At 42.4% G+C, this 18,670-nt stretch carries 17 protein-coding genes; 7 read left to right on the forward strand and 10 right to left on the reverse strand.

The annotated features are described in order from the left end of the window. Positions 1–2: 2 nt before the first annotated feature. From rplB to FTT78_RS07925, 6 genes are all read right to left on the reverse strand, one after another. Positions 3–827 (reverse strand): 50S ribosomal protein L2, encoded by an 825-nt coding sequence (gene rplB, locus FTT78_RS07900; protein ID WP_004974706.1) that lies wholly within the window; start codon positions 825–827, stop codon positions 3–5. 11 nt (positions 828–838) lie between these two features. Then, on the reverse strand, positions 839–1,159 hold the full coding sequence (rplW, locus tag FTT78_RS07905) for a 50S ribosomal protein L23 (RefSeq protein ID WP_004974703.1): 321 nt from the start codon (positions 1,157–1,159) through the stop codon (positions 839–841). Then, the gene (gene rplD / locus FTT78_RS07910) at positions 1,156–1,758 is read right to left on the reverse strand and encodes a 50S ribosomal protein L4 (RefSeq protein ID WP_004974702.1); all 603 of its coding nucleotides are present in this window, start codon (positions 1,756–1,758) and stop codon (positions 1,156–1,158) included. The genes rplW and rplD overlap by 4 nt, the downstream gene beginning before the upstream one ends. 11 nt (positions 1,759–1,769) lie before the next feature. After that, entirely contained in the window at positions 1,770–2,408 is a 639-nt protein-coding gene (rplC, locus tag FTT78_RS07915) for a 50S ribosomal protein L3 (protein WP_026438075.1), read from the reverse strand. A 59-nt stretch (positions 2,409–2,467) separates the two neighbouring features. Continuing rightward, positions 2,468–2,779: a 30S ribosomal protein S10 gene (rpsJ, locus tag FTT78_RS07920; RefSeq protein ID WP_000070912.1), complete on the reverse strand. Its 312-nt coding sequence runs from the start codon at positions 2,777–2,779 to the stop codon at positions 2,468–2,470. Positions 2,780–3,204: 425 nt separating this feature from the next. Next, positions 3,205–3,948, reverse strand: coding sequence for a type 1 glutamine amidotransferase (locus FTT78_RS07925; protein WP_180044023.1), 744 nt, complete (start codon positions 3,946–3,948; stop codon positions 3,205–3,207). A gap of 148 nt (positions 3,949–4,096) precedes the next feature. On the opposite strand from FTT78_RS07925, the gene FTT78_RS07930 reads away from it, so the two are divergent. Next, positions 4,097–5,284, forward strand: coding sequence for a PLP-dependent transferase (locus FTT78_RS07930; RefSeq protein ID WP_179988904.1), 1,188 nt, complete (start codon positions 4,097–4,099; stop codon positions 5,282–5,284). Positions 5,285–5,339: 55 nt separating this feature from the next. Here FTT78_RS07930 and FTT78_RS13465 read toward each other — a convergent pair whose 3' ends face one another. Further along, a complete protein-coding gene (locus FTT78_RS13465) occupies positions 5,340–7,040 on the reverse strand; it encodes a vWA domain-containing protein (protein ID WP_225543809.1) in 1,701 nt (566 codons plus the stop codon). 251 nt (positions 7,041–7,291) lie between these two features. Between FTT78_RS13465 and FTT78_RS07940 the strand changes: the two genes are divergently transcribed. The 5 genes from FTT78_RS07940 to FTT78_RS07960 all read left to right on the forward strand — a co-directional run bounded on the left by FTT78_RS07940 (position 7,292) and on the right by FTT78_RS07960 (position 12,481). Next, complete coding sequence (locus tag FTT78_RS07940; protein ID WP_131260589.1) at positions 7,292–8,875, forward strand: helicase HerA-like domain-containing protein; 1,584 nt, start codon at positions 7,292–7,294, stop codon at positions 8,873–8,875. Between the two features lie 239 nt (positions 8,876–9,114). Beyond that, a complete protein-coding gene (gene hmpA, locus FTT78_RS07945; RefSeq protein ID WP_004974691.1) occupies positions 9,115–10,326 on the forward strand; it encodes an NO-inducible flavohemoprotein in 1,212 nt (403 codons plus the stop codon). A 91-nt stretch (positions 10,327–10,417) separates the two neighbouring features. Then, positions 10,418–10,861, forward strand: coding sequence for an Rrf2 family transcriptional regulator (locus tag FTT78_RS07950; RefSeq protein WP_004974689.1), 444 nt, complete (start codon positions 10,418–10,420; stop codon positions 10,859–10,861). Positions 10,862–10,991: 130 nt separating this feature from the next. Continuing rightward, a complete protein-coding gene (gene yihA, locus FTT78_RS07955) occupies positions 10,992–11,852 on the forward strand; it encodes a ribosome biogenesis GTP-binding protein YihA/YsxC (RefSeq protein WP_179993942.1) in 861 nt (286 codons plus the stop codon). Positions 11,853–12,067: 215 nt separating this feature from the next. Then, on the forward strand, positions 12,068–12,481 hold the full coding sequence (locus tag FTT78_RS07960) for a VOC family protein (protein WP_004974684.1): 414 nt from the start codon (positions 12,068–12,070) through the stop codon (positions 12,479–12,481). A gap of 78 nt (positions 12,482–12,559) precedes the next feature. Here the strand turns inward: FTT78_RS07960 and FTT78_RS07965 are convergent, their stop codons facing one another. Together FTT78_RS07965 and FTT78_RS07970 are read right to left on the reverse strand one after the other, a co-directional pair. Next, positions 12,560–13,801 (reverse strand): dicarboxylate/amino acid:cation symporter, encoded by a 1,242-nt coding sequence (locus FTT78_RS07965; protein WP_180044025.1) that lies wholly within the window; start codon positions 13,799–13,801, stop codon positions 12,560–12,562. A 165-nt stretch (positions 13,802–13,966) separates the two neighbouring features. Further along, positions 13,967–14,839, reverse strand: coding sequence for an acyl-CoA thioesterase II (locus FTT78_RS07970; RefSeq protein WP_154320299.1), 873 nt, complete (start codon positions 14,837–14,839; stop codon positions 13,967–13,969). A gap of 304 nt (positions 14,840–15,143) precedes the next feature. On the opposite strand from FTT78_RS07970, the gene plsB reads away from it, so the two are divergent. Next, a complete protein-coding gene (gene plsB, locus FTT78_RS07975) occupies positions 15,144–17,708 on the forward strand; it encodes a glycerol-3-phosphate 1-O-acyltransferase PlsB (protein ID WP_180044027.1) in 2,565 nt (854 codons plus the stop codon). A 127-nt stretch (positions 17,709–17,835) separates the two neighbouring features. Here plsB and FTT78_RS07980 read toward each other — a convergent pair whose 3' ends face one another. Continuing rightward, positions 17,836–18,669: an NAD-dependent epimerase/dehydratase family protein gene (locus tag FTT78_RS07980; protein ID WP_154320298.1), complete on the reverse strand. Its 834-nt coding sequence runs from the start codon at positions 18,667–18,669 to the stop codon at positions 17,836–17,838. Position 18,670 lies beyond the last annotated feature (1 nt).

Here is an 18,670-nt window from a genome sequence, read left to right on the forward strand (position 1 = left end):
TGTTACTTAACGCGACGGTCGCGAATAATCATCTTAGTCGTACGCTTGTTGGTACGTGTCTTGTACCCTTTAGCTTTTTGACCCCATGGGCTTACAGGTTGGATACCTTTAGTACGCCCTTCACCACCACCGTGCGGGTGATCAACCGGGTTCATTGCCATACCACGAACGGTAGGACGAACACCACGCCAGCGCGAAGCACCTGCTTTACCAAGTGAACGAAGGTTGCTTTCTGAGTTAGATACTTCACCTAACACAGCGCGACATTCAACGTGCACTTTACGCATTTCGCCTGAACGTAGACGAACGATAGCGTATGAACCGTCACGACCCAACAATTGAACTGAAGTACCAGCAGAACGCGCTAATTGAGCACCTTTACCGATTTTAAGTTCGATGTTGTGAAGAGTAGCACCGATTGGCATGTTACGAAGTGGCAAGCAGTTACCTGGGCGGATTGGAGCATCGTTACCAGATTGAACTTGATCACCAGCACGTAAACCTTTAGGCGCAATAATATAACGACGTTCACCGTCAGCATACTTCAACAATGCGATGTGTGCAGTACGGTTTGGATCGTATTCAATACGCTCTACAACAGCAGGAATGCCATCTTTGTTACGTTTGAAGTCTACGATACGGTAGTGTTGCTTATGACCACCACCAACGTGACGTGTAGTAATGTGACCGTTGTTGTTACGACCACCAGTACGTTTTTTAGCTTCTACCAACGGCGCATAAGGCGCACCTTTGTGAAGATGGTCGTGAACGACTTTCTCTACAAAGCGACGTCCTGGAGACGTTGGCTTACATTTTTGAATCGGCATAAATTTCGTCCTTATTCCGCTGCGCTTTCAGCGGTATCGCCCAAGTCAGCCATTTCAACATCTTGGCCAGCTTTCAGGGTGACGTATGCTTTTTTAACATCAGAACGGCGTCCCAATGTACGACCAAAGCGCTTAGTCTTACCTTTAGTGATAGTCGTGTTAACTTTAACAACTTCCACACCAAATAATTGCTCAACTGCTTTTTTGATTTCAAGTTTGTTTGCATTTAATGCAACTTTGAACACTTGAACACCAGCAGTTTCGCCTAAAACTTGTGCTTTTTCTGAAAATACAGGTCCTTGTAGGACTTGATATAAACGTTCGTTGTTCATCCGAGTTCTACCTCAATTTTCTTAGCAGCAGCAACAGACATTACAACTTTGTCGAACGCGATCAAGCTAACAGGATCGATTGCAGTAGCATCAACCACATCAACGTGTGGAAGGTTACGCGCTGCAAGATATAGATTCTCATCTACAGCTTCAGTTACGATCAATGCGCGAGTTGCATTCAAGTCGTTAAGTTTTGCAAGCAACTCTTTAGTTTTAGGAGCTTCAACAGCAAACTCTTCAACCAATACAAGACGATCTTGGCGAACAAGTTCAGCTAAGATACATTGCATTGCACCGCGGTACATTTTGCGGTTAACTTTTTGAGACCAATCTTGTGGACGAGCAGCAAAAGTTTTACCACCACCAACCCAGATTGGGCTACGAATAGAACCAGCACGAGCGCGGCCAGTACCTTTTTGACGGAATGGTTTTTTACCACCGCCAGCAACGTCTGCACGTGATTTCTGAGCTTTAGAGCCTTGACGACCACCAGCTAAGTAAGCTGTAACAACTTGGTGTACAAGTGCTTCATTGAATTCACGACCGAACGCAACTTCAGATAACTCAACAGCAGAGCCGGAAACAGTATTTAAATTCACGTTATTTCCCCTCAAGCCTTGATCGTAGGACGTACAGTTACGTCACCACCAGTCGCACCAGGAATCGCACCCTTAACAACAAGAACTGAACGCTCTGTGTCGATAGATACAATTTCAAGACCCTGTACAGTTACGCGCTCAGCACCTAAATGGCCAGCCATTTTTTTGCCTTTGAATACGCGACCAGGAGTCTGGTTTTGACCTGTAGAACCTAGAACACGGTGAGAAACAGAGTTACCGTGAGTAGCGTCTTGAGTACGGAAGTTCCAACGCTTAACACCACCCTGGAAACCCTTACCTTTAGACTGACCAGTTACGTCAACGATCTGACCTACTGTGAACAAATCCACACCGATAGTTCCGCCAACTTCACGACCTTCAAGGTCAGCTTCTGTAGCACGGAATTCTTGAACTAAACGACCAGCAGCAACACCCGCTTTAGCGAAGTGACCTTTCTGAGCGTTAGTTACGCGAGATTCGCGACGTTCACCAGTAGTAACCTGAATTGCTTGATAACCATCTGTTTCAAGCGTTTTGATTTGAGTGATGCGGTTAGGATCAACCTCAATCACTGTAACAGGTACAGAAACACCAGCATCTGTAAAGATACGGGTCATACCGCACTTGCGACCGACTAAACCAATAGCCATGTGCATAAACCTCTAAAAAAGCGGCCTAATTAACTTAGAGTGTTAATTAACCGAAAGCCTTAACCCAATGCAATCTGAACATCAACACCAGCTGCTAGATCTAATTTCATCAACGCATCAACAGTTTTATCTGTAGGTTGAACAATGTCGATCAAACGCTTGTAAGTACGGATTTCATACTGGTCGCGTGCATCTTTGTTTACGTGTGGTGATGTTAAAACGTTGAAGCGTTCGATGCGAGTTGGCATCGGGATTGGACCACAAACTTGTGCGCCAGTACGCTTAGCGGTTTCTACGATTTCTTGAGCAGATTGATCGATCAGACGATGATCAAAAGACTTCAAACGGATACGAATTCTCTGGTTAGACATACCAGTTAACTCCAAGCCAAATATATAAAGAATCACCCTTGACGCATCTCACCCCACTAATTTAAGGCAAGTGTCAAAGGCAGTGAATTATCACTAAGGTCATGATCGATGCCACGACTGTCACGATGTTAACTACTTTCTTCGCAGTTAACCCCCTTGCATAAAGGGTCGCCCATTATAACGATTGTTTAATGCATAAGCAAATCTCTTTTTGGCTTTATTGCTTTATTTTTCACGCTCTGCCGATTTCTCTTTTTAAAATATACGATTAGCACTTTATATATGAGTTAAGCAGCATTCCTATCCAATTATTGAGTGTAAATGTAGGTAATCTGCTTTTTGACCATTTCCTCTACCTTGACAGCGCAAATCATCCTCACCATGACTAACTTTCATTTTTTGTGTTCACTCCACAATCCATGACTTTATTCCCTAAGTTTGCTTTGTGCTAAAACATAATCTATTGCACGATTCATTAATTGGTTGCCTGCCTGAAATTGTGCTGCAGACATCTGTTTTAATTCATGCGCGGGTTGTACATACATGCCTGAAAATGCAGGTTTCATTTCAGCATTGTCCAAAAACAACTGCAAAGCCCGTGGGGTAATTTCTGGATGGAACTGAAATCCTAGTACGTTTTTCCCAATTTGATACAGTTGATTGGTGCAAGCGGCATTACTGGCAAGTCTTACCGCGCCCTTAGGTAATTCAAAAGTTTCGCCATGCCACTGCATCACTGAGATTTGATCAGGCATTTGGAAACAGCTTTCTGGTATATTTTCGACTTTATAGACAGGATGCCAACCGCGCTCCTGTTCAGGATTAGGACTCACTGCTGCACCCAACGCATTGGCAATCATCTGCCCACCTAAACACAAACCGATTGCAGGTTTACCCATCGCCAAATAACGCCTAATCCAGCGTTTTTCTGTTTTTAACCATGGGTAATGTACTTCATCATTTACACTCATGGCACCGCCCATCACAATTAACAGGTCAATATCTTCAACTTTGGGTAAGGCTTCAATTTCAATATTTTGCTCAGGCGGTAAAGCAAAAAATTCGGTTGCAGTGATATGCACCCCCATCTGCTTTAAATAGTCATAGCAACTTCCAAAACCTTCACCTGCACTATGCTGAAAATAATGCACGCTTAGTGGTGCTTTCATCTGGATCATCCTTTGTATTTTCTATACTTCAGCTTCTGCAAAAATAGCGCCAAGTTCAAGGCATGTCTTGTAGTGCAGCTTTTTATAGCCTAAAGCCAGTATTTCTCTTAAGCTAAACTCAATATTTGCTTATTTTCTGAGTGAACCTGTGAAGAAAAATGCTCAAACTGCTTTAATTCATGCACCAAGACGTGCCCCACAATATATTCAAACGGTACAGCCTCCCCTATTTCGTGCATCGACCATTATCTTTGAAAACACAGATGCACTGTTTAATCGACACTGGACTGATGCTTATGATTATAGCTATGGCACACATGGCACACCGACGACCTTTACGTTAGGTGATCACATCGCGCAGATCGAAGGCGGTCTGTATCACCTGCTGGCGCCGAGCGGCCTCTCTGCGATTAATCTGGTCAATTCCTGCTTGTTAAGCCAGGGTGATGAGGTCTGGGTTCCGGACAATATTTATGGTCCGAATATGGAGCATCTGCGTAATCTGCAGCAGCGTTATGGCATTGCCGTCAAGGTCTATAACCCGTTGGAGGTAGAAAGCTTTAGCCCAAGCGATAAAGCCAAACTGTTATGGCTCGAAGCGGCTGGTTCGGTGACACTGGAGTTTCCGGACTTAATTGGTCTGGTAAAAAAAGCCCAAGCCCATAACATTCTGACTGCACTGGACAATACCTGGGGTGCAGGTCTTGCCTTTAATGCTTTTGATTTTGGCAATGAACATTTAAGTGTCGATATGACCGTGCATGCCCTGACCAAATACCCAAGTGGTGGTGGTGACATTTTAATGGGGTCTGTCGTGACCCGTGATCAACACTTACATCATCAACTGTTTCGTATGCATGCCATTCAAGGTATTTGCGTATCGGGGGATGATGTCGCGCAAGTACAACGCAGTTTGGCTTCGATGCAACTACGTTATGAGCACCAAGCAAAAAGCACAATTGAATTACTCAACTGGCTGAAACTACAACCACAATTTGCTCAGGTGTTGCACCCTGCCGATGCCACATCTGCGGGGCATGCGTATTGGAAAGAAATTTGCCGCGATGGACACAGCGCAGGTTTGGTCAGCGTGATTTTTGACAATAACTACAAGTTGCAAGATATTCGCAATTTCTGTGACAGCTTAAAACTGTTTAAGCTTGGCTTTAGCTGGGGTGGTCCTGTCAGTCTGGTCATGCTATATAACTTAAAAGAAATGCGTGTGCTTGAACATTCACATTTGAAGGAGGGTTTTCTGGTTCGTTTCTGTATTGGTCTGGAACATCCGGAAGATCTGATTCAGGATATTCAACAAGCTTTAAAAGTCTTAGCTTAAATATCGACATAAAAAATTGGGCAATTTGCCCAATTTTTTACATTATTGTTTCGCTTTACTTAAAGTAATCATAGCTTACTGAAACAGTCTCACCTGCTTTTGGTAAAGCTGTTCCATAGAACACTAAACTTACGCCAGAATTACTATAAACTAGATCAAAGCCTTGTCGATGTGTTGTATCACGCGCAACATTTTGACCATTTACTGTCACTTTAACAGTTGAAGGTACTGGTACCTGTTTTAAACTAAACTGACTTGCAAGACCGGTTGCTACACGAATAATGTCATCAAATACTACATTCCAGCTTGTGGCATCCGCACAAATTGAAGCAGAAGCCCCACCAGTCAACCGTGCAATCTCTTTAAAATGACCACCGCCCTCTGCTGATCCACCTTGACCATTACATTCGAATCCTGGTGTACTCCAAGAAATTGTAGGATCTGCAAAAGTTGGACGAATATGATCAGATGTACCTACAATCGAAAAGTAGGTAGTGTTTGTAGACAAGAAATAATTTTTATAATCATTAAAATCTCGTCGTGTATAGTTACTATATACTGGGCTGGACTGCCAATATGTTTCATTTTCAGGCTCATCTGAAACAAACACCACTAAATTCTTCACGTTTGGACGGTCAAAACCAGTCAAATCTGCTTCACGAACGCAGTAAAAACCTGTTTCAGTAGCTGAACCATAAGTTCCAGGTTGAGCCAAGGTTGCCCACTCTTGCTCTGCATCAGGTGTATTTCTATCAATAAAATTAGTCGTTTTATCTTTTAAAGTTCTAAGCGACTTACATGCGTACGCATCCTGCGTATTCACTGCTAAACGATAATCTACACCTGCTTGATTCAATGATTTAAAGAACTGTGCAGCACCATTAGCCAAGTTACGCTGTTCTTCAGACATTGAACCTGAAGAATCAATATTCCATAAAATGTCAACCGCATTTGCAGATTGTGTTGTTTGAGTAAAAGTTTCTTTTACTGTAGCCACCTCAATAACCGCATTGCTACTTAAAGCACTAGCAATATTCAAATCACCATATACTTGGTTAACTTGATCACTATTACTCGCTACGTAAGTATTTCCCCAAATATAACCTAATTGGTTTGCAAGCCAAAAAGATAGATTGAGACGTAATTTTTTATCACTTGCTTGTACGGCTACAGGAGTAGTAACAGATGAATTTGAATTTAATACAGATAACAACAGATCACGAACTTTAGTCAGTTCATTGGCATTAGAAAAATCAATATCCAAGATTACATTAACCACTTCACCTTGAGCATTCGTAGATACACGATTAGTTAAAATATTGACTTTTGCATTTTGCTGGATAAGAGCATCAGTAAATGCAGCTAAATAGAATTTACTAAATTCATCTAAATTTTGATTTAATACAACGGATCTCACTTTCGCTTGATTCTGTGCCGATGAAGCAGTTAAATCAACCTGTGAAGCAAATCCAGCTGCTTTTGTCACATTATCATCTAACAATAAAACAGTCCGACCTGATGTTAATGCTGTCTCTGTAAAATATTTAGGATTCACTGCACCAAAAACTGCAATATTTGCCTTTTCACTTACTACAGTTGCAACATCTTGAATAGTAGTAAGCGTTTCGTCTGGCTGTTCTGGTGGAACTGGATCAGTAGGCTTTGTAGATATTGAGCTATCTGAATCACCACCACATGCCGTTAAAAATACAGATGTTCCCACTAACATTGCTAATAATTGTTTGTTAAGTTTCATTTATACCCTCTAACCGTTTTCAAACTATTTAATAAAAGCTATTAAATTAAAATTTTATTTTTCATAATGTTATTAAAAATAAAATGAATGGTGAATATTACAAAAAAAATGGATACAATTTCAACAATAAAGTAAAAATACCTTAACATGTAACACAATAAACCAAAAAAGAGGCTTAAATCACGAATCCGTGCATAAGGGAAATTTAAGTATTCCAAAAGACAAAAATTTATATAGAGGTTTTCAAGTCAATGAATACACCAATCGTTATTGCTAAAAAAACCGCCGATACCACACAGGATATCGTGCTGCATTCTCAGCTTGCCAACCGTCATGGCCTGATTGCTGGGGCAACAGGTACCGGCAAGACCGTAACATTAAAGGTACTGGCAGAAAGTTTTTCCCGCATTGGTGTCCCAGTCTTTCTGGCCGATGCCAAAGGCGATGTTTCCAGTCTAGCCAAAGCAGGTAGCATCAGTCCAAAGTTCGATGCACGTATTCAGAGCTTAGGTATCGAAAGCATTCCGTTTGCAGCATCTCCTGTGGTGTTTTGGGATTTATTTGCCGAACAGGGTCATCCAATTCGTACCACCATTTCTGAAATTGGCCCGTTATTATTGGCGCAAATGCTGAACTTGAATGATACCCAAGAAGGCGTGTTGTCTGCGGTATTCCGTATTGCCGATGATCAGGGCTTATTGCTGATTGATTTTAAGGACTTAAAAGCCATGCTGACCTATGTCAGCGAGCATGCCAGTGAATTTAAAGCCGAGTATGGCAATCTTTCTCCGGCCAGTTTGGGTGCGATTCAGCGTAATTTACTGGCTTTAGCCGATCAGGGCGGTGATAAATTCTTTGGTGAACCAAGTTTGGATATTTTGGATTTTATTCAAACTGACAGTCAGGGACGCGGCAATATTAATGTTTTGGCTGCAGACAAACTCATGAACACGCCAAAACTGTACGCCACCTTTTTATTATGGATGTTATCAGAACTGTTTGAACAATTGCCTGAAGTGGGCGATATGGACAAGCCAAAACTGGTGTTCTTTTTTGATGAAGCACACTTGTTATTTGACAATGCCAGCAGCGCGCTACAAGAAAAAATTGAACAAGTGGTACGCTTAATTCGCTCTAAAGGCGTGGGGATTTATTTTGTGACCCAAAACCCGCTGGACTTGCCTGAAAGCGTATTGGGACAATTGGGTAACCGTGTTCAGCATGCCTTACGTGCTTTTACACCCAAAGACCAAAAAGCAGTAAAAACTGCCGCAGATACATTCCGTGCCAACCCAGACTTTAAAGTTGAACAAGCCATTACCGAACTTGCGGTAGGTGAAGCCTTAATTAGTTGCTTAGATGAACAAGGCACACCACAAATTGTAGAACGTGCTTGGGTAATGCCACCCTACTCATCGTTTAGCCCAATTAGCACAGAAGAACGTCAAGCCTGTATCAGCCAAAGTGTTATTGCAGGTGTTTATGAGCAGCAGCTAGATCGTGAAAGTGCTTATGAAATGCTGCAACAAAAAGTTGAACAACGTCAGCAACAAACGGCAGCAGCAGAACAAGCTAAAATTGAAGCCAAAGAAGCTGAAGCTCGCGCCAAGCAAGAGGCTAAAGAGGCCGAGGCACTGGCCAAACAACAAGCGCGCGAGCAAGAACGTCTAGCCCGCGAACAGCAAAAAGAAGCAGAACGCGCTGCCAAACAGCGTGAAAAACTGACTCAGGATATTGTGGGTACCTTTGCCAAAAGCGCAGCACGCAGCTTAGGCGGTTCTACAGGGCAGAAAATTGTACGAGGTTTGTTAGGGTCATTATTTGGTAAGAAATAGCATGTTATAAACGATGAGGTTTGTATAGATTTCATTCATGGATGCACCATCCAAAACCTAAATGAACACTTACAAACCTCTCGCTGTCACATCTACAAACCCCATAAAAACTTTAAAAATAATGGGATATTTTTATAATCCATATTTTTTTTAAGGTTTCACAAAAAAATGTTTGCAATCCTTATTTATAAGATGTATTTTGAATACATCTTATAAATAACAGCCATGAGAGATCGAACATGACTCCACAGCAAATTGACCTTGTAAAAGCAACTGTTCCTGTACTCCGTGAAAATGGTGTCGCACTGACTGGTTATTTCTATAACCGCATGTTGGGGAATAATCCTGATCTAAAAGAAACCTTTAACATGGGTCACCAACGTAGTGGTGCGCAGGCTCAAGCGCTTGCAGGTGCTGTATTGGCTTATGCTGAAAACATTGAAGATCCTTCTGTGCTTGCGCCTGTGATTGAATTGATTGCCCACAAACACGTGAGCTTAAACATTCAAGCACCTGACTATAATATTGTGGGCGAAAACCTACTTCACTCTATTAGCGAAGTATTAAATATTTCAATGGAAGATCCTCTAATTGATGCATGGGCAGCTGCTTATGGTCAGTTAGCAGAAGTGTTTATTAATGCTGAACGTGCAATCTACGAACAACACGAACAAACTAAAGGCAGCTGGTTAGGCTGGCGTAATTTCAAAATTGCCAAGAAAGTTGTAGAAAGTGACGAAATCACTTCAATCTACTTTGAGCCAGTAGATGGCGGCGATTTACCAAAATACGAAGCAGGTCAATATATTTCAGTACGTGTATTTGTTCCTGAACTTGGCTTGAAGCAACCACGTCAATACACACTATCGACTAGCCCACAACAAGATTACTTACGCATTTCTGTAAAACGTGAGCCAGGCAATGGTGCAGATAAAGTTGCAGGTTGGGTATCGAACGTATTGCACCAATTACCAGAAGGTTCTGAAGTTGAAGTATCTGCACCAACAGGTAACTTCTTCCTCATCGACAGCAACAAACGTAATGTCTTCATTAGTGGTGGCGTAGGCTTAACACCAATGATTGCGATGTTGAATCAATTAGTGACTTTAGATGTACCACAACCTGTGACATTCATTCACGCATGTCGTAGCAAACAAGTGCATGCGATGAAACAGCATCTTCAAGACTTAACTGCGAAATGTCCACGTATTCATACGTTGACTGCGTATGAGTTCCCGAACGAAGGTGATGTACTGGGTCAAGATTACGATGTTGCTGGTCGTTTAGACCTCAGCACTGTAGATGCAGCGCTGTTACCAGCCGATGCAGATTACTACTTATGTGGTCCAATGCCATTCATGGCAGAACAGCGCAAAGCTTTACTTGCGCGTGGCATCAAAGATGAGCAAATCCATAGCGAAGCGTTTGGTACAGGTGGTGTTCGCCACTAATCTAAAGCGTTAAAAGCTAATAGGTAAGGCTAGTCTAGTTATGCTAGACTAGCCTTAATTTATTTGTATTTAAAAAAACATCTGTGCGATCATGCAATTAAATAAATTCACCGACTATGCGCTGCGTATTTTAATGTATATCTCGCGTCCTCGAGATGTACCCTATACCATTGCGGAAATTGCACAGGATTTGCATGTTTCCCAGAACCATCTGGTAAAAATCGTTCACTTTATGGGTAAGCAAGGATGGCTAATTACCACTCGTGGTAAAGGTGGCGGGATTCGCTTGCATCCTGAAGCATTGCCTTTGCGTTTAGGTCATGTGGTGAGAATCCTGCAAGGTGAAAATCAAATTGTAGAGTGTAATACCCCGCCCTGCGTGCTGCGTGCGCAATGTGGACTAAAAGGCATTCTCAATCAGGCAATGGAACAGTTTTATCAAAGCTTAGATCAATACAGCTTGGGTGAAGTGCTACAGCCTGTACCCAATTTACAGTTCAGTACACAATCTCCAATCCCGCTGATTCATCTTTAAAGTAACTTAAACGGTCAAAGCAATATCATCCTAGATGTTGCTTTTTTCGGGCATTCAGGGCGCAAAGGTCGCTTGCCTGTATGACTTGCTTTATAATGCCTGTTTGTAGACCATGAATTGAAGTTAAGTTATGCACCATAGCAGAGGAAAATCGAAAAACAGTAAGGCAGCAGCACAGCCACGGCAGAAAATTAGCTACGAGAAAAAAGTAGACCCTGCCATTACTGAATACTCTGTTCGCGCCTTAAACTGGCTGCGTAAAGCCGAGTTTTTAATGAGTGCGCCTAAACTGAATTTATGTGTAGAAGATACTGGCTACGAAGTGGCTTTTGCAGGACGCTCCAACGCAGGTAAGTCCAGTGCAATTAATGCTTTAACCAATCAAAAACAATTGGCACGTGCTTCTAAAAAACCGGGTCGTACTCAAATGATCAACTTCTTTAGTTTGGGCAACCCCGAACAGCGTTTGGTCGATTTACCCGGTTATGGTTATGCAGCCGTACCTGAAGCCATGAAAATTGTGTGGCAAAAAGAACTCGAAAATTATTTGATTCATCGTAAAAGTTTACAAGGCTTGGTGTTACTGATGGATATTCGCCATCCCTTACAGCACTTTGATGTGATGATGCTGGAGTGGGCATATTCACGTAAATTGTTCGTGCATGTATTGCTCACCAAATCGGACAAACTCAACCGCGGCCCTGCCAATAAAGTATTGCTTGAAGTCAAACAGCAGTTGAAAAAGATGAAACTAGATTTCTCGATTCAATTATTTTCATCACTCAACAAACAAGGTTTGGAAGAGCTTGCGAGTGTGATGGGCGGTCGTTTGAACTTCACCTTAGAACAAGCGCATCAATTTGATTTAGACAGCATTCCAGAAGCGACTGGCGATGATGTTGATGTTGATGTTGATGTTGATGTTGATGTTGATCAGCCTGAATCTTTAGATATAGACGATCCAGCCACATCTGATACCAAAACCAAATAGTCCGTTAAATTACTGACTATTGGTCGATAACATAAAGTCCTATTCGTTCAATCTCGAATAGGACTTTTTATTTGTATGTCCACTTTCAGTTTTACGCCGTAATCACAATCTCTCTCACCACCAAAGTTGCACTTTACAACGCAGCCAGAAATGCCCTACTGTCAAGATCATAACAATTAGACATTAAACAATTACATGCGATAAGGAGATCAAACATGCAAGCACACATTTCAGTGATTACCTTAGCGGTAGAAGATTTACAACGTGCACTCGACTTTTACCGCGACGGCTTAGGACTTGTAACTGAAGGCATTATTGGACAGGAATTTGAACCAGGTGCGGTGGTCTTTTTTGAACTGCAAGCAGGCTTAAAACTGACTTTATGGTCTAAACAAAGTTTACAACAAGATACAGGCTTAACAGGTACAGCCAGCAGTGCTGCACAAATCACTTTAGGACATAATGTACATAGCCCACTCGAGGTCGATCAGGTATTGAAACAAGCAAAAAATGCAGGTGCGAAAATTTTAAAACCTGCACAGAGCACCTTTTACGGCGGTTATGCAGGTTATTTTCAGGACTTAGATGGTCATATTTGGGAAGTGGCCTACAGCCCATGTTGGGATTAATCTGCTTTGGCTCATGTCTTTACATAGCACAATAAAACAGGATGATGCTGAAAACTTGATTCGATTTTAAACCCATTATCAGGAATGCAGTGCAGGGTCATCACGAGTATGCCGATCGACCACCACACTAATCATCATATCGCCCTGCACATTGACCACAGTACGCACAGTATCCAACAAACGGTCGATCGGCAATAAAATCGCAATCGCTTCTGCAGGCAAGCCCACCGATTGTAATACCATAATCATCGTCACCATACCTGCGCTTGGAATACCAGGCGCGCCCAAAGAAGCGATCATGGCTGTGGCACAGACAATTAATTGCTGTCCTAAACTTAAATCCAGCCCCATTAAATTGGCAACAAACAAAGCCGCTGCAGCTTCATACAATGCCGTTCCATCCATATTCAGTTGTGTACCTAACGGGATCACAAAGCCTGCAGTTTGCGGACGCACACCTAAATTTTCCTGCGCACATTTCATCGAAAGTGGCATAGTGGCAGAACTGGAACTGGTGGCAAAAGCCGTAATTAAGGCAGCACGTGTGCCTTTAAAAAAGGTGATCGGATCCATTTTGCCAAATATCCACAACAGCAAAGGCAAGACCACCACACCATGAAAAATCGTGGTGCCCGTGACCACTGCAGCAAACTCTGCCAAACGACTCAGGACTGAAATATCTTCGGTTGCAACCAACTTAGCCAATAAAGCAAAAATCCCCAAAGGTGCCAGTTTCATTACCCAGCCAATCATCAACATCATAATTTCAAAAAATTGCTGACTTAGTTTACGTACCGTTTTAAAGTGCTCCCCGCCTTTGACCAGCGCCACACCCACCAATAAGGCAAATATCACCACTGCCAAAACATTACCCTCGGCAAAAGCTTTAAACGGATTGATTAAGGTGTTTTGAATGAAATTGGTAAAAAACGAAGACGGCGTAAGCGTGTCTGGGCTTTGATGCTGCGCCATAGCATCTTGAAACATCACAATATCTACGCCTTTACCCACTGCAAATAAATGCGCACACGCCAAACCTAAAATTAAAGCCAAAGTCGTGGTGGTGACACAACACGCCAACGTAATTTTCCAGACTCGACTCAATTGCCCTATAGCCTGTAAGTTCGACACACCGACCACAATTGAGCTAAAAATTAGTGGGATCAGCAGCATTTTCAGTAAACCAATAAAAATACTGCTCATTAAACCAATGCCATACAAACTGGCGCTAAAAAATGTGCTGTCTGGAAATAGATTCAGAATAAAACCAAACACCACACCCAAAATTGCGGCAATTAGAATTTGTGTATTGAGGCTCATACGCAATTGAGTTTTTTAATGTGATGTGTGGACTATGCCATGTGGCTGAAATTGAATCGAGTATTATTTTTCTAGCGCACTTTGATTAGGTTCAGATCGTGCTTCAGGATGTAAAAAAGCCGACATGAATGTCGGCTGATGAATGTAGATTTTAAAGGCTATATTTTATTGCGTTTCGATTTCACGTAAACGAATCAAGCCTTCCTGACTGGTGCTACACACCAATTCACCATTTTGCCACATGCGCCCAAAGTTCAAACCACGCGAACTAGTGCTAATGGTGGCTTCCATGTCGTACAGCATCCAGTCATCCACACGGAACGGTTTATGGAAATACATGGCATGGTCAATACTGGCACACTGCAAACTTGGTGATAAATAGCTCAAACCATGCGGACGCAGTGCTGTGGTCATTAACGTGAAGTCTGAATAAAATGCCGCAATTGCCTGATGCAAAGACACTTCATCCACCTCTGGTGAAATGCTGTCATGGGTACGAATGTAGTGTGCATAAGCAGGTTCTTCAGGCTGCGGTAAAAATGGATTGCTCGGATTAATCGGGCGAATCTCCACCAAGCGATCACGCATAAAACTGGCACGCACATTTTCAGGTACAAACTCGACAATATGCTGTTTGAGTTCCGCTTCGTTTTTTAAAGCTTCTGCTGCAGGATAGTTTGGCTCTGAAATTTGATAATTCAGACCGTCTTCCAACGGCGCAAAGGACACCATCGCAGTAAAAATGGTACGCCCATGCTGAATGGCACGTACTTGACGGCTAGAAAAACTTTTACCATCACGCAAACGGTCAACTTCATAAATAATAGGTGCGTTGACATCGCCACCAAACAAGAAATAGGCATGCAATGAGTGCGCAGGACGATCAGTGGTATAAGATGCAGCACGTAAAGCCTGTCCCAAAACCTGTCCACCAAAAACACGTTTACCCACCAAGTTACGACTGATACCTCGGTAGATATTTTCTTCTAACTTTTCTAAACAAAGAAGTTCAACCAGCTCTTGTGTGAGTGCGTTCATAACTAACCTATGTATGGCGGAAATTGGGGATGCGGGATCGAAGTCGATGAAAAAATAAATCGTCAAAATAAACTGACTATTTTAAGCCTGCTATTTTGCCATAGATTCTGCATCTTTTACCCATCAAAGACTGACCGCTGTGTCACAACTTAGCCGATCAATTTTGCTAAAAATACGATTTTCAACGATAAAATCTAACAATATTCATGCAAATTATCTAAAAATGCAGCGCGATTATTAGATACAATGACGCAAAATAAATTCCCTACTGGCTAGGGACTTAGGTGATGAAGTAGGAGTGAATATGTCCAAGCGTGGTTTTGGTCAAATGTATCGTCAGCTTTCTGGTAAGCTGCTTGACCTTGTGGTGACACCGCATGTTTTGGGTGAAGTCCCTGTCAAGGATGCGCAAAGTGTAGACTCAAATGCCACTCGCACCAAGATAACTTGCTACGTATTGCAAAATCACTCACGCAGCAATGCCTTGGTGGTCGATGGCGAAACACGTCGCTTAAAACTCACGCCTGCGCTTGATCCATTGGTGATGGGTTCACATAAAGAAAAAGCCTCGATTCTGTTTTTACAGCATCACGATGAGAACAACCTACTCAATCTACCACCTTATGCTTTTCCGCCACGCTTGTTACGTTTAATTGAACAATTAGAACAACACCCAGAACTTGATATTGAATTGGTACCTGTGACCGTGTTGTGGGGACGTTCTCCAGACAAAGAGGATTCGTGGTTTAAACTACTGTTTACCGATACGTGGGCAACGCCTGGCACAGTCAAGCAGTTAATGAATATTGGGGTGCATGGTCGTCAGTCTTATTTGGAATTTCACGAGCCACAATCATTACGCGCTTTAATTGAACATGCCAAAACTGAGCATCCGAACCTGTCGCCTGCGACCTTTATTGTTAACACTCTAAATAATTACTTAGATGGACAACGTGAAGTCGTACTTGGCCCAGACTTGTCTGACCGCCGCAATGTCATGCTCAGTCTGATTAAATCTCCCGATGTGCAAGATGCCATTCGTCGTGAAAGTTTACGCAGTAAAATTAGCGTGATTGAAGCCGAGCGTCGTGCGATTGGTTATTTAAATGAAATCGTGTCGGACTACTCTCATGCAGCGGTACGCTTTGCCGATATGGCACTGACCCGCTTATGGACACAATTGTACGATGGCGTGGAAGTGCATAATTTTAGTACCGTGCGCGAACTGGCCAAAGACTATGAAATTATCTATACCCCATGTCACCGCAGTCATATCGACTATTTATTGCTGTCTTATGTGATTTACAAACGCGGCATGATGGTGCCGTACATTGCTGCGGGCGATAACCTGAATATGCCATTTGTAGGTCAATTGCTTCGTGGTGGCGGTGCGTTTTTTATCCGTCGTACTTTCCGTGGCAACGGCTTATACACAACCGTCTTTAAAGAATATTTATTCAGTATTTTGTCGCGTAACACGCCGCTTGAATACTTTATTGAAGGTGGACGTTCACGTACAGGCCGCTTGTTGCCACCAAAAACAGGCATGCTCGCCATGACCATTCACAGTCATTTGCGTGGTCGTGCTAAACCGATTGCTTTTGTGCCAACTTATATTGGTTATGAACGCCTGATGGAAGGTTCAACCTATGTCGGTGAAATGCAAGGCAAGCCAAAAGAATCTGAATCGCTAATGGGCATTTTAAAAACCATTCGCAAGATTGAACGGATTTTTGGCAAGGTGCATGTCAATTTTGGCGAACCTGTGTTTTTAGATGATGTTCTAAAACAACACGATGCCGAACACATCAGCATTGAAAAAAATGATGATCCTATTCCACCACAAGTGTCAGATGCAGTGAATACTTCGGCACATGCGATTTTGGAAAACATTAACCGTGCTGCGGTAATTAACCCGGTATCTTTGTTATCGCTGATTTTACTGGCAACACCAAAACATACCTTGGATGAAGAAATTTGTGTGAAGCAGTTAGACACTTACCGTAATCTGCTCACTGCCCTGCCTTATGATGAGCGCACTCAAGTCACACCATTATCAGGTAAAGAAATTATTGCCTACGGCTTAAAACTCAAACTGATTAAACGAGTGCAGCACGTTTTGGGCGATATTATCGCGATTGAAGACCATCAGGCGGTGTTACTCACCTACTTCCGCAACAATATTTTGCATGCCTTTGTCTTACCATCTTTAATTGCAGCATTGGTGAAACATAATGGTTCGATTCGTCGTGGTGATTTAATCAACGTCATTCGTACTTTATATCCGTTCCTGAAAGCTGAGTTGTTCTTGAAATGGCAAGATCAGGAACTCAAAGAACGGATTTGTGCCTATGTAGAAGCGTTAATTCAGGCCAAATTGATTTCTGAAGATGCGGAAGGCAACTTAATTTCACCTGCACCAAATAGTGAAGACCATAACCAATTGGTAGTATTGGCTGCACCTGTAATGCAGAGTTTAGAGCGTTATTACATGACACTGGCGCTGATTACACAACGCGGCTCAGGCAATATTTCGGCACGTCAGGTCGAAGAACTCAGCCATTTGGTCGGTCAGCGTTTGTCGGTGCTGTATGAATTCAACTCACCTGAATTCTTTGACAAAGCCTTGTTCCAAAGCTTTATTAAAGTCTTAACTCAGCAAGGTTATATCAGCACCAACAGTGACAATGCGATTGTGTTTGATGATAACTTTAAAAACGTCGCACAATACGCCAATTTGGTGTTGGATGATGTGACTTTACAGATGCTGCAACACATCACCACCTTTAGCGATGAAGAATTGCGTGAGGCGTTAGAAGCACTTGCTGCACAACAAGCAAAAAAACGCTTGAAACGTAAGAAGAAGTAATTTTTAAGCTTCTTCTCTTACGCCATAAATGGCTCAGGCAGAAAGTTGGGGATGAGGGTGAATAAAAGCTCAATATTTGAGATTTTAAAAATCACCTCTCGCTAGCCCTTTCCTAGCAAGAGAACTTTTATTCTCCGATTTCAGGTGAATCACTTTGCGTAATTCTTAGATGATCAAAATAATCCTCATGTTTGCGCTGAAATCCTGTTTTCTCCATGCGCGTAGCAAAAATCCGCTTCCCTGTTTCTCTCTCACTTTCCAACACCAACTCAGGTAAATTGAATTCACGCTGAATCTTTAAAATCATTTCATGCAAAGGCTGAGCTTGGTTATTGCTGCAAATATAAACTGGTTCAGGATGTTCCACGTGAAGCAAATGTGCCAAAAAACTTGCCAAATCATCAATATGAATTCGGTTTGACCAATGTATATTTGGGTAACTTTGTGTGCTTTCCGCAAGTTTGAGCATGCGTGCAGTCGAAGTGCCATAAATACCCGAAGGACGTACGATCACACATTGTTCAGGATAAGCCTGTTGCCACAAGTGTTCCATCTGCAACAACAACTGCCCTTGTACATCATTCGGCTTAGGCACAGTATCATCATCAATACATTCACCTGCGTTTTCGCCATAAACCCGTGTAGATGACACCACAATAATTCGCTTTACAGGATGATCTTTTAATGCAGCGACAATCGGCTGCACAGAATCTACATAAGTCTGTTGATACGCTTCTACAGAACTCAAAACCGTATTCCGAGATGGTGCAAGTAATACATAAACGGCATCAACAGGTTGAGTCTGTGATAAATCGAGCTGTTGAATATCTTGAAGCAGATGCGTCATATCAGGATCTGTTTTCGGACTGCGGCTAATTGTGGTAATTTGATGACCGAGCGTAAATAGTTGTTTTGCAACACGCTGCGATGTTTTACCATAACCAATAAATAGAATATGCATT

Source organism: Acinetobacter sp. YH01011 (assembly GCF_013420785.1).
Taxonomy (GTDB): domain Bacteria; phylum Pseudomonadota; class Gammaproteobacteria; order Pseudomonadales; family Moraxellaceae; genus Acinetobacter; species Acinetobacter towneri.